The 11,379-nt window shown below is 62.8% G+C and carries 8 protein-coding genes and 2 pseudogenes; 5 read left to right on the forward strand and 5 right to left on the reverse strand.

Annotated elements, in window-relative coordinates; genetic code table 11:
* Positions 1–120 precede the first annotated feature (120 nt).
* Together ACNA1V_RS10370 and ACNA1V_RS10375 are read left to right on the forward strand one after the other, a co-directional pair.
* The gene (locus ACNA1V_RS10370) at positions 121–2,400 is read left to right on the forward strand and encodes a TonB-dependent siderophore receptor (RefSeq protein ID WP_415833554.1); all 2,280 of its coding nucleotides are present in this window, start codon (positions 121–123) and stop codon (positions 2,398–2,400) included.
* Positions 2,401–2,489: 89 nt separating this feature from the next.
* Complete coding sequence (locus tag ACNA1V_RS10375; RefSeq protein ID WP_415833542.1) at positions 2,490–3,806, forward strand: NtaA/DmoA family FMN-dependent monooxygenase; 1,317 nt, start codon at positions 2,490–2,492, stop codon at positions 3,804–3,806.
* Positions 3,807–3,912: 106 nt separating this feature from the next.
* On the opposite strand, the gene ACNA1V_RS10380 is transcribed toward ACNA1V_RS10375, so the two are convergent.
* Positions 3,913–4,848 (reverse strand): LysR family transcriptional regulator, encoded by a 936-nt coding sequence (locus ACNA1V_RS10380; RefSeq protein ID WP_415833543.1) that lies wholly within the window; start codon positions 4,846–4,848, stop codon positions 3,913–3,915.
* A gap of 112 nt (positions 4,849–4,960) precedes the next feature.
* Here ACNA1V_RS10380 and ACNA1V_RS10385 point away from each other — a divergent pair, with 112 nt between their 5' ends.
* The 3 genes and pseudogenes from ACNA1V_RS10385 to ACNA1V_RS10395 form a co-directional block, all read left to right on the forward strand.
* Complete coding sequence (locus tag ACNA1V_RS10385) at positions 4,961–6,484, forward strand: carboxylesterase/lipase family protein (protein WP_415833544.1); 1,524 nt, start codon at positions 4,961–4,963, stop codon at positions 6,482–6,484.
* Positions 6,481–7,029, forward strand: a 549-nt coding sequence (locus tag ACNA1V_RS10390) for an MFS transporter (protein WP_415833545.1), incomplete at its 3' end; no start/stop codon positions are given. The genes ACNA1V_RS10385 and ACNA1V_RS10390, both read left to right, overlap by 4 nt.
* A 1-nt stretch (position 7,030) precedes the next feature.
* Positions 7,031–7,785 (forward strand): annotated as a pseudogene (locus ACNA1V_RS10395) (MFS transporter); the annotation flags it as partial.
* A 211-nt stretch (positions 7,786–7,996) separates the two neighbouring features.
* Here ACNA1V_RS10395 and ACNA1V_RS10400 read toward each other — a convergent pair.
* The 4 genes and pseudogenes from ACNA1V_RS10400 to ACNA1V_RS10415 form a co-directional block, all read right to left on the reverse strand.
* Complete coding sequence (locus ACNA1V_RS10400) at positions 7,997–9,142, reverse strand: FliC/FljB family flagellin (protein ID WP_415833546.1); 1,146 nt, start codon at positions 9,140–9,142, stop codon at positions 7,997–7,999.
* A gap of 290 nt (positions 9,143–9,432) precedes the next feature.
* Positions 9,433–9,708 (reverse strand): annotated as a pseudogene (locus ACNA1V_RS10405) (EscU/YscU/HrcU family type III secretion system export apparatus switch protein); the annotation flags it as partial.
* Positions 9,705–10,967 carry a flagellar hook-length control protein FliK gene (gene fliK, locus ACNA1V_RS10410; RefSeq protein WP_415833547.1) on the reverse strand — a complete coding sequence of 421 codons (1,263 nt, stop codon included), beginning with the start codon at positions 10,965–10,967 and terminating at the stop codon, positions 9,705–9,707. The gene fliK and the pseudogene ACNA1V_RS10405, both read right to left, overlap by 4 nt.
* On the reverse strand, positions 10,964–11,379 hold a 416-nt coding region (locus ACNA1V_RS10415; RefSeq protein ID WP_415833548.1), incomplete at its 5' end, for a flagellar protein FliT. The genes fliK and ACNA1V_RS10415, both read right to left, overlap by 4 nt.

Below are 11,379 nucleotides of genomic sequence, written 5' to 3' on the forward strand. Positions count from 1 at the left end.
TGCCGATTGCATTTTTATCGAAGATTTTTGCCTGTCCGGCGAAGGCCGGGCATGAGCGGACATGCGACCATTTCACAAATGGTAAGGAATCTTATTATCACCAAGGAGAATTCCGTGCAGATGTCCTCTCCCGTGCGCTTGCCGCAACGGCATGCTGGCCTACAGACCGGCCAGCGCAGCGCTGCGGCTCGTCCCGCATTTCCCTGCGCTGTCCTGACAGCGCTCTTGATGGCGGCCTGGGGGCAGGCCTCGGCCCAGGATGCAAGGCCCGCGCAAAACGATGAAGCTGCATCGCAGGCCCCGGCCCTGCTTGAGAGCATCACGGTCAACGCCTACCGCCAGGCGGAAACCATAGGGGCGGCCACCAAGACGGAAACGCCCTTGATCGAAACGCCGCAATCCGTCACCGTGATCGAGCGTGACGAGATGGATGCGCGCGGCGTGCAGAATCTGAACGAAGCCACGCGCTACACGGCAGGGGTGCTGCCGGAAAGCCAGGGCATGGATAACCGCGTGGATGATATGTATATCCGTGGTTTCGATGCCGGCAGCTGGGGGGCGAACCTGATGCTCGACGGCATGCGGGCGCCGTCTGACGGCACCTTGAGCTGGAACCGGGCCTCGTTCAACACCTGGAACCTGGAACGGGTAGAAGTGCTCAAGGGGCCGTCCAGCGTGCTGTATGGGCAGTTGGCGCCTGGCGGCATGGTGAACCAGGTCACCAAGGTTCCCCGGGCCGGACAATTGCAGACAGTCTGGGCCCAGATAGACAGCAATGGCCGGCCGACCGAAGCCTTCGACCTGGGCGGCGCCAACGACAATGAAAACGTGCTGTGGCGGATGGTTGGCCTGCATGGCAGCGGTAAAACGCAGCTGGATCACGTGCGCCACAAGCAATGGTTCGTCGCGCCCAGCGTGACGTTCAAATTCAACGATGACAATACCAAGCTGACCTTGCTGGGGATGTACCAGAAAGATAGCGGTGGCAGCACCTTCCAGTTCCTGCCTTATCAGGGCACGGTCGTGCCGGGGGCTGAAGGTTTCATCAAGAACAAGACCTTCCTGGGCGAGCCGGACTGGAACGTCTATGACCGCAAAGAGTGGTATGCAGGCTGGCAGTTTGAACACAAGTTCAACGACAGCTGGAAGCTGAGCCAGAACGCCCGCTATACCCATGTCGATTCGCTCTATCGCGCAACCGTAGGCTTCGGTGTGCGTGGCGCTGCCGTCACGGATCTCAACACGCTGACCAACGGCCGTACCCTCAAGCGCCGGGCCGTGCAGGGCGAGGGGGATTCAAATGCGAAAACCGTGGATACCCGGGTAGAGGGCAAGTTTGCCACCGGCGCCCTGGAGCATACGGTATTGGCCGGCTTTGACTGGCGGGAAAACAAGTGGGATTTCCTGCGCAAGATGTCCAATGCCTCGCCGGACGCCATCGCCATTGATATCTATGATCCGGTCTATACCTACTACGACTTCGAACCCTCGTTGACCGTTGTGCAGATGGACACGGACGAGAAGAACCGCCAGATGGGGCTGTACTTGCAGGATCAGCTGGCTTGGGGCAAGTGGCGCGTCACGTTGGGCGGACGCCAGGACTGGAGCCGCATCGACACCCTCAATCAGATGAATGCCGTGCGCACGGTGACTTCCGACCGCGCCTTCACCGGGCGGGCGGGGGTGAGCTATCTGGCGGATAACGGCGTGGCGCCTTACCTGAGCTTTTCCCAGTCGTTCCAGCCGGTCGGTGGCGTGCAGCGCAATGGCGATACCTTCAAGCCGCTCAAGGGCAAGCAATGGGAGGCCGGGATCAAGTACGAACCCAAGAACATAGACGGCATGCTGATGTTGTCGGCCTATGAGCTGACGCAGGAAAACGTGCTCACGGCCGATCCGACCAACGTCACGACCGGCGCTTCTTTCCAGGTTCAGACAGGCAAGGTACGGGTGCGCGGCATCGAACTGGAAGGCCGCATCACGCCTTTCGACGGATTCAGCGTGATCGGCGCAGTGACGCGCATGGATTCCAAGGTGGTGCGCAGCAACGACGGCAATGTCGGCAACGAGATGATCCGCGTGCCGGATTGGATGGGCTCATTGTGGCTGGATTACACCGTGCAACGCGGCGCGCTCAAGGGGCTGGGCCTGGGTGGCGGCCTGCGTTATATCGACGATACCTATGGCGACCTGGCCAATATCCTGCACATCCCGTCGTACACCCTGTTTGATGCAGCCTTGCGCTATGACATTGGCCATATCGGCAATGGCGACCTGAGGCTGTCCCTCAATGCCAGCAACCTGGCGGACAAGCGCTATGTAGCGACTTGCACGGCGGCCACGTCGTGCTACTACGGCACAGGCCGCACGGTGATCGCCAACCTGCGTTATAGCTGGTAAGCGGGGCGCATAAATGGATGAAGAGGCCGGCTGCGTCTGCCACCGCTTGCGCGGATTGCAGATGGTGGCCGGCATCGGGGAGTGTCAAGGTGGAACAAAGAAAACAGCTGTGCATCGGCCTGTCGCTGGCCGTGACCTGGCTCATGGGCAATGGCTGGCGCCGTCCCGATAGCCGGGTCGAAGATATTTATGACATCGGTTTCTATACGGGGCTGGCACGCCGGGCGGAAGTCGCCGGCCTGGACTTCCTGTTCCGTCCGGATGCCTTGTTCCTGGACGGGCAGGCCCTGGCGCAATCGCCGGGTTTCAGCAGCCTGGACCCGACGGTACTGGTGGCGGCGCTGGCTGGTGCAACGCAGCGTATCGGTCTGGTGACAACGGCCGCCACGACCTTCAATCCGCCTTATGTCGTGGCGCGCCAGCTGCAATCGTTGAATTGGGTCACGCGAGGACGAGTGGGCTGGAATGTCGTCACGGCCCTGGATGGCAACCGGAACTTCGGCGCGGCGGCGATGCCATCTTCTGCCGAGCGCTATCGCAAGGCTCGGGAGTTCGTGCAGGTGGTACGTGGGTTATGGCGCAGCTATCCGCAGTCGGCCTTGCGCTGTGAGCGTGCGGGCGGGGTCTATGCCGATGCTTCCTGTGTGCGCCCGCTGGACTTCGAGGGTGAGTTCTTCTCGGTACAAGGGCCATTAAATGTGCCGGATCCTGGCGGCGGCGGCATGCCTTTGTTCCAGGCGGGCGCATCGCCCTGGGGACGGGATTTCGCAGCCTGTATTGCGGATGCGGTATTTGCGGCCACGCCTGATATCGCATCCGGCCAGGAACTGCGCCAGGATCTGCGCGAGCGCGCCGCAGCGTATGGCCGCCCGGCGGATGCCATCCGCGTGCTGCCGGGGCTCAGCCTGTTCCTGGCACCCACGGAGCGTCAGGCCAGGGAGTTGTATGAAGACACCCATGTGGCGCAGGACATGCACAGGAAATATGCGCGAGTGCAGCAACTGTTGGGCATAGACCTGAGCCAGTTGGACCCGGCCCAAGCCTTGCAGCTGGATATGCTGCCTGCCGGGTATGACGCGCCGGGCCAGGGCCAGACGCATGCACGGCTGATGCGGCGCCTGATCGAACGGGAAACGCCCAGTGTGCAGGATTTCCTGAGCCGGCCGGAAGTGTCAGGCTCGGCCCACTGGCAATTCATCGGGACCCCGCAGGGAGCGATAGCGGCCATTGGCGAACGGTTTCAGGCCGGGGCCGCCGATGGCTTCATCGCCTTGCCGGGCGGTGCCTGGCAAAGCCTGGATCTTTTTCTGCAGGAAGTGGTGCCGGGTCTGGCCCGGGCTGGATTGTTCCGGACGCGCTATGAAGGCATGACCTTGCGGGCGCATTTGGGCATGCCGGAGGAATAGCCTGGGGGGGCCGCGAGAGCAATCGGGGAATACGATAGCGCGTTGCCAAAAGTGCAACGCGCTGTCTGGTTTTTTCTTGCCAGGAGGCACGGCTGCGGCTATCCGGTCAGTCGCGGGCCGGGGTATGAAAGGCATCATGGTAATGGCTGGTCATGGAAGGGAGTTTGGTGACCATCATGTCCAGGAAGTGGCTGGCAGCGGCGCTCAGGGAGCGGCGGTTGGGGTAGATGGCATAAATGGTGGCAGGGTCCATTTGCCAGTCCGGGCAGATAGTGACCAGGTCGCCGCGTGCGATTTCTGCCGCGCAGGTGGCCGTGGGGACGGCGGCAATGCCCAGGCCTGCCCGCAAGGCGGCCAGCACGGCGGATATCTGATTGGTGGAAAACCGGGGCGTGAATTTGACCTGGCAGCGCTCCTTGCCACGCTGCAGTGACCACATCCAGCGGCTGGTTTTCGGGCCGAAACCCAGGCAATCAAAACTGGCGAGCATGCCGGGTTCGATCTTGGCAGGCAATTGCTCCACCAGCCTGGGGTGAGCCGCCAGCACATACGGGACATCGAACATGGCCCGGGCGACTACATCCAGGTTGGGCAAGGGCAGGAAGGAGCCGTAGATGATCAGATCGGCTGCCACCAGCCGCGGGTCGATGATGGAGGTGGCGGCTTCCAGATGCAGCCGCACATCAGGGGCCTGCATGGAAAATTCTGCTGCCAGTTTTTCTATGACCCAGGTGCCAAGAAAGGGCGGGCAAATGACATGCAGCGGGCCGGAAGGGGAGCCGCCAGCCGTTTCCGCCATTTCAAAAAACTTCTCTGTTTCGTTGATGGCCTTGACGCATTGTTCATAACAATCCCGCCCGATATTGGTCAGCAACAGGGCACGCGGGCCGCGATGAAACAATGCCACGCCCAGTCTTTGCTCCAGGCTTTGCAGCCGTCGCGCCAAGGTCGATTTGGGTAGATTCATGCGCCGGCTGGCGGCGGAAATGCCGCCGCAATCCACCACCATTTTGAAAATATAAAGCTCGTCGTGATTTCTCATATTGATAGTGGGACATTTATGTCCCGAAATTGGGACGATTGAGCGCGGCTGCCTTGCGTTAGAGTGGAAAAAATATAGAACAAAACAAGGCTCAGGAGGCCAGGGAAGAGACATGAATACGCTGGAGACATTTCAGCCCGTGGTGGTGCATACCCCACTGGGCGCCATACAGGGAAGCCGTTGCGGTGCGGTGGCGAGTTTTCACCGGGTACCCTATGCCGAGCCGCCGCTGGGCGAGCGGCGCTTTGCCGCACCGCAAGCCGTATCGCCCTGGGACGGTACGAAAGATTGCACGCAGACGGGGGTGATTCCGCCCCAGCTGCCTTCGCGTCTGCGGCAGGTGATGGGCGACTATCCGATGCCGCAGGACGAGGATTGCCTGCACCTGGATATCTGGTCGCGTGAGGATGGCATCCCTGGCAAACCGGTGCTGGTGTTCCTGCATGGCGGTGGCTTCATGTCTGGCGGTGGCGCGACACCTTGCTACGACGGCAGGCGGCTGGCCGAACAGCAAGGTCTGCTGGTGATCAACGTGACCTATCGGCTGGGCGCGCTGGGTTTCTTGCCTTTGCCCGGTATTGCGCCGGCCAATCTGGGCTTGCGGGATCAGGCCCAGGCGTTGCGCTGCATAGGCCTGATCGCGGCCAGTTTCGGCGGTGATCCGACCAATATCACGGTGCTGGGGCAATCGGCAGGCGCTTATTCGATTGCCGCCTTGCTGGCCAATCCGGCCACGCGCGGCCTGTTCCGGCGCGCCGCCATGCTGAGTGCGCCTTTTGGTGATCGCCTGCGCAGCAGTGCCGACATGGCCAGGCAAGCCGAGCGCTTTCTGTCTTTGCTGGGGGTGGCGCAGGGCGATCGGGCAGCGGCTTGCGCCTTGCCCGTGGCGGATATTCTGCGGGCCCAGGCGCAGATGATGCAGGAAACCGTGCCGCAGTCCGCAGATCTCATGCCGATATTCATGCCAGTGGCCGATGGCGACACCATTGCGGGTTCGCCCGCACAGGCGCTGGCGGGGGGCGCGGCGCGTGACACTGATCTGCTGATCGGCAGCACACGTGATGAAATGCTGGCCTTCTACGTTGGAAACGAACGGATCGAGTCGCAAGCCGGGGTGCTGCTGGAGCGTTTGCTGGCGCAGCAGCCAGCCCAGCCGGCAGGGACGTCGCTGGCGCGTCTTCAGGCGAACCTGAGGGCGCAGCGGGTGCCAGGCGATGCGCTGCATTTATTGTCGGCGCTGCAGAGCGATCTGACCTTTACGCACCTGGGGCAGGTGCTGGCTGAAGGCCACTGCGCGCATGGCGGACGGGCCTATGTCTATCGTTTCGACTGGCAGGCGCCGCAGTCCGGTTTCGGGGCATGTCATTGCCTGGAACTGCCGTTTGTCTTTGGCAACCTGGCCCAATGGGCGCAGGCCCCCATGCTGGCTGGCGCCAGCAGGGAAGCGATGCGTGCGCTGAGTCGTGCCGTGCAAACGGCCATTGCCGCCTTTGCACGGCACGGGCAGCCTAAGGCCGATGGCTTGGCAGACTGGCCGCTGTATGGGCAACAGCACATCACGTTGTTGCTTGATCACAGGATAGAGGCCGTCGCGATGCCGTGCGTGCCCGCCGCAGCAGGGGAGGTATCAGCATGAAGAAAACGACGCTGGCGGCTGGTGCCGCAACTGCTGCAACTGCTGCAACTGCTGCAACTGCTGCATCCACAGGTAAGCCTGCTGCCACAGCGGGCGCTACCCGTCGCGGGGTGGTGACATTGGTCGTGTGTTTCATCATTGTCTTGCTCGACGGCCTGGATACCACCTCCATTTCCTTCGTCGTGCCCTGGCTGGCGCGGGAATGGGGCGTTCCCATTCCCGCCTTTACGTCCGCTTTTGTCGCAACCAGTCTGGGCGCGGTGGTGGGCTATATGGCGTGCGGTTCAGTCGCACAGCGCCTGGGCCAGCGAACAGCCGGGGTGGCCAGCGTCCTGTTGTTCGGCCTGGGGACGCTGGCGACTGCTGCTGCCTGGGACCTGGGCTCCCTGAGCCTGCTGCGCTTTATCTCCGCCATCGGGCTGGGCGGTGCCTTGCCGATTGCCGTGGCCGCAGCGACCGAAGCGGTGCCGGCGCGCTTCCGTGAGGCCAGCACCATGGTGGTGGCGGGCGGCCTGTCGGCCGGGGCGGTGATGGGCGGGCTCCTGNGCGGGCATTTGATGCGCGCCTATGGCTGGCAATCCATCTTCATTCTGGGCGGTGTCGTGCCCTTGCTGTTCCTGCCATGGTTCGCATGTTTGCTCAAACCGGCGTCGGCCGGCCGGGTGGCTGCGCCGCCCAGGCAGGATGTTGCGCCCCGGGCAGCGTCAGCCAGCCCGGTGCTGCAGCTGTTCGGCGCAGGGCTGGGCGCCAGGACGGGCCTGCTGTGGGGCTTTGCTTTCCTGATCTTCGTGGCCAACTATGCCTTGACCTTCTGGGTGCCGACCTTGTTGCTGGAATTCGGCTTTGAGCCGGAGCGGACAGCGCTGGGCATTGCCGCCTTCGGCGTAGGTGGGCTGCTGGGTAATCTGGTCATGATCATCTGCGTCGCCAAACTGGGCATCAAGCGCATGTTGATGTGCAGCACCGTGTTCGCGATGATCTGCATCACCATTGCCAGCCGCGCCACTGTCCCCATGGCCTATGTCCTGCCTCTGGTGGCTGGGTTGGGGGCGGGGCTGGTGACGGGCTGCATCGGCCAGGCGGCGCTGGCAGTATCGCTGTATCCGGCACACTTGCGGACGGCGGGGGTGGGTTGGTCGGCAGCCATGGGCCGCATCGGTTCCATCGTCGGGCCCAGTGTAGGTGGTGTCTTGCTGGCGTTAGGCTGGTCGGCCAGGGAGATCATTCTGGTGACTTTGCTGCCCGCAGGTCTGGCGATAGGGCTGTTGGTGGTATTAACGCGGCTGGATCGCAAGCGCTGAATGCGGCCGCATCGCCCCGTGGCCGGTTGAGTGCGCAGCGGCGGTTCTCATGCTGCCGTTCCATGACAGAAGGCCAGCCCTGGCAACAGGGCTGGCCTTCTGTTTTGCGCCGCACCTGTACCCAGGGGAAGGCACAGGCGCGGCAGCCAGGGCCGCCACGGGCAACACTGTGCGCGTGGCGCTTGGCGGCAGGTGAAACGCGGCTGAGGGATTAACGCAGCAGCGACAGCACGGTTTGCGGAACCTGATTGGCTTGTGCCAGCACCGAAGTACCCGCTTGCTGCAGGATCTGCGCACGCGTCATGTTGGAGACCTCGACGGCGTAGTCGGCGTCTTCAATACGCGAACGGGCGGCCGACAGATTGTTTAGCGTGTTGTTCAGGTTGGCGATGGTGGACTGGAAGCGGTTTTGTACTGCACCAAGCTCGCCTCGCAGACTATCAACTTTTGCTAGTGCATCATCCAATGCCTTCAATGGTTTTGCTGTAGAAGTTAAACCAGCTTTAGCATCGGCCTCATAGGCTGCTTTGGCAGTTGCCGCTGCTTCAGCGTCAGCGAAGTTTATTGTCACTGTACCAGTCGTCGCATTGGGGGCGTCAGCAAGTTTGTACATGTTGCCGTCTTTATCTTTGACTGCGTAATTTGCGTACAAACCGGTTGTTGAGTTGTAGGCTCCGTAACCGTGAACCGTTGCATTGGATGCTTCGCCGGGTGCCGTTGCAGTGATTCCAGTGCCACCGTCACTAGTTATGGCGATGTTTATAGATGCACTCTGTGCGACGGATCCATCTGCAGCAACGGCAGTAACATTTTTCAGCGGGCCGGAGAGGCCACTGACATTGAAGCCGTCAAGGTTCAATGTGGTGCTATTGATTTGTTTCAGATTAATCGTGATCGTTTGAGCGTCGTGAGCGCCGACTTGTACGGTGAGCGCATTATCTTTCGCGAGAACATTGACGCCATTAAATTGGGTTTGTTCTGAGACACGATTGATTTCTTCCAGGCGCAGGCCGATTTCATCCTGGATCGACTTTAGATCTGAGGCTGAATTCGAACCCGTCGAAGCCTGCACCGTCAGTTCGCGTACGCGTTGCAGGTTGTTATTGATTTCGTTCAGGGCGCCTTCCGTCGTCTGGGCGATGGAGATGCCGTCGTTGGCATTGCGCGACGCCTGGCTCAAGCCCTTGATGTTGGCGGTGAAGCGGTTGGCAATGGCCTGGCCTGCCGCGTCATCCTTGGCGCTGTTGATGCGCAGGCCGGACGACAGGCGTTCGATGGCCGTGCCCAGGGCATTTTGCGACTTGCTCAGGTTGTTCTGGGACACCAAAGCCAAGTAGTTGGTATTAATGACGGACATAGATGACTCCTGTGAGGGATAAGGCAGCAATGTCCTGCTGCCGGTTGACCAGGAAAACCCCGTCCGGGGTGGAATCCCGGCCCTTCACCAGCGGGTGCCGGGCGGGCCCTGTGTTTCCTGTACATCCGGGTTTACGGCTGCTGTCCGCCAGGATTTAGTGCGTGTGGGAAATTTATCTGCACATCTGTTGTCGGTGCGTCTGTGGTCCGCACATCTTGGGCCCGGATATTTTTGGCCTGCACCTCTTTGGTCTGTACCTCCGTGCCTTGCGGCTCTGCTAGCGCCGCGTTTGCGTCCAGCTGGTACAGCCAGGCCAGCAGCTCCGCGACAGCCAGGTAAAGGGCCGGCGGAATTTCTGCGTCCATGTCCACGCGCATCAGAAGTTCCACCAGTTCCGGGGATTCATGCACCGGCACGCCATGTTCCCTGGCAGTGCGGATGAGCGTATCTGCCATGGCGCCATAGCCCTTGGCGACTACACGCGGCGCGTTGTCCCGCTGGTCGTAGCGCAATACAGTCGCTCGGGCGCGGCGTGTGGCGGGGGGCGGCGTGTGGCGGGTGCTCATGCGTCATCCTGGTCGGGCGTTGCCGCCGTGGTGATTTGCATGGCTTGCAGCGCCAGGCCGGCGGCCGATAGTTGCTGTTGCAGGGCATGGCTGCCTTGGCGCAGGGTGTCGCCATGCAGCGCGCTTTCCAGATGCAGCGCGCATTGCTGTCCATGCAGGCTGATGGTGACGTCCACCGCGCCCAGCCTGGGCAATTGCAGGCGTAATCGGGTTTTCCAGGTGCCAGTGGTGGTCTCTTCCTGTTGGCCGTGTGCCTCGTTTTCAGGTGCCGGGCTGTCTTCTTCCGTGGCTGGCTGCGCTGCTGGCAAGTTGGCGATGGCGGCACGCTGGATGTCCCATTGCATCGGGGCGCCAGGCCAGGCTTCCCCCTTGGCTTGCCAGGTCTGGCTGGCCAGGACTTCCAGCTGCTGGCGCACCAGCATGGCGTGTTCCGGTGTCAGCGCGGCCGGGCTGTTGGGCGCCAGGCCTTGCGTGGCGCTGGCGGCTGGGCCGGATGATGCCGGGTGGGAGGGATGGCTGGCATGGGCCTCTGCCTGAGGCTGCTGCCGCAGCGTGTCGGCCGGCTGGCCGTCGAAGGCGACGCGGCCCAGTTGCGCTTCATAGAACATGCCACTTTGGTTGACGAGGCGCATCAGGTGCTGCGCCAGCAGCGCCACCAATGGCGAACTGGCGGACAGGCCATTCGGAAGCGCAGCCGATTTTGCCGCCGATTTTGCCGCCGATTTTGCCGTCGATTTTGCCGTCGATTGTGTGGCTGACTGTGCAGCCAAAAGTGGCGCCGCAGGCATGCCTGCGTTTTGTCCGGCGGCCAGGGTTGGGGCTGGCGGATGGCCGGTGGGGGTGGCATGCGGCAGGCCTTGGGGCAGGAGCCTGTCCGCCGCCGGCAGGAGCGGCTGGCGCAGGGTCAGGGCGGGCGGCGACTGCGGTAGTTGCTGCAGCAGGGCGAGAATGGTGCGGGCAGCTTGCCCGAGCGTGGTGGGAGATGAGGGGTAGTGCCGGTTGCCAGCCACGGTGCCAGGGCCGGATTGGCTGGCCGAGGGGTCGGCAGGCCCGGTCCGCCGTGAGGCGTGCCGGGCGGCCTGGGTGGCGTCTTCCGCCGTGCGGCCCGGCGCGCCAGGGTGGGCGGCCGTTTCCTGGCCAGGCCGTTCAGGCAAAGGGAAGGGCGCCGCGGCCGGGCGGGCGTACTTCGAGAGCGGCACGCCCAGCACGGCATCCAGCCGTTGCAGCAGCAGCGCATTGGGTGCTGCCGGACCGTTCATTTGAATTCCGCTTGCAGGGCGCCGTAGCTGCGATGCAGGCGTTGCGATTGGCGCGTGTGGTGGATGGCGGTTTGCCGCTGATTCAGTTCTTGTTGCGACAGCTGGCGGGCTGCCTGTTCCAGTGCCAGGGCTTCCTGCAGCTGCCGCTGGCATTCTGCCTGGAGGGCGGCAGGCAGGGTGGCCAGTGCGGCGCTGGGCCGTAGCCTTGCGCCGAGATTGGCGTACCGCTGGCCCTGGGCGATGAAATCGTCCCAGTGGCCGGCCTGCGCAGCCGCCAGCGCTTGCCTGGCGGCGTCCGTGAGCGCCAGACAGGTGGCCTGCCACGCTTGCCACTCTTGCCAATGGGCGGCGCCATCCTGCGCGCTGTTCTGGCGCGGTTCCGCCGTACCGCTGGCGGGGGGGGCATGGGGGG

The organism is Kerstersia similis (genome assembly GCF_965139615.1).
GTDB classification, from domain to species: domain Bacteria; phylum Pseudomonadota; class Gammaproteobacteria; order Burkholderiales; family Burkholderiaceae_B; genus Kerstersia; species Kerstersia similis.

Excerpts from the sequence above, each read along its gene's own strand:
- ACNA1V_RS10370 (WP_415833554.1), top strand. The coding sequence starts at position 121 with ATGTCCTCTCCCGTGCGCTTGCCGCAACGGCATGCTGGCCTACAGACC.
- ACNA1V_RS10380 (WP_415833543.1), bottom strand. The coding sequence starts at position 4,848 with ATGAGAAATCACGACGAGCTTTATATTTTCAAAATGGTGGTGGATTGC.
- ACNA1V_RS10385 (WP_415833544.1), top strand. The coding sequence starts at position 4,961 with ATGAATACGCTGGAGACATTTCAGCCCGTGGTGGTGCATACCCCACTG.
- ACNA1V_RS10400 (WP_415833546.1), bottom strand. The coding sequence starts at position 9,142 with ATGTCCGTCATTAATACCAACTACTTGGCTTTGGTGTCCCAGAACAAC.
- fliK (WP_415833547.1), bottom strand. The coding sequence starts at position 10,967 with ATGAACGGTCCGGCAGCACCCAATGCGCTGCTGCTGCAACGGCTGGAT.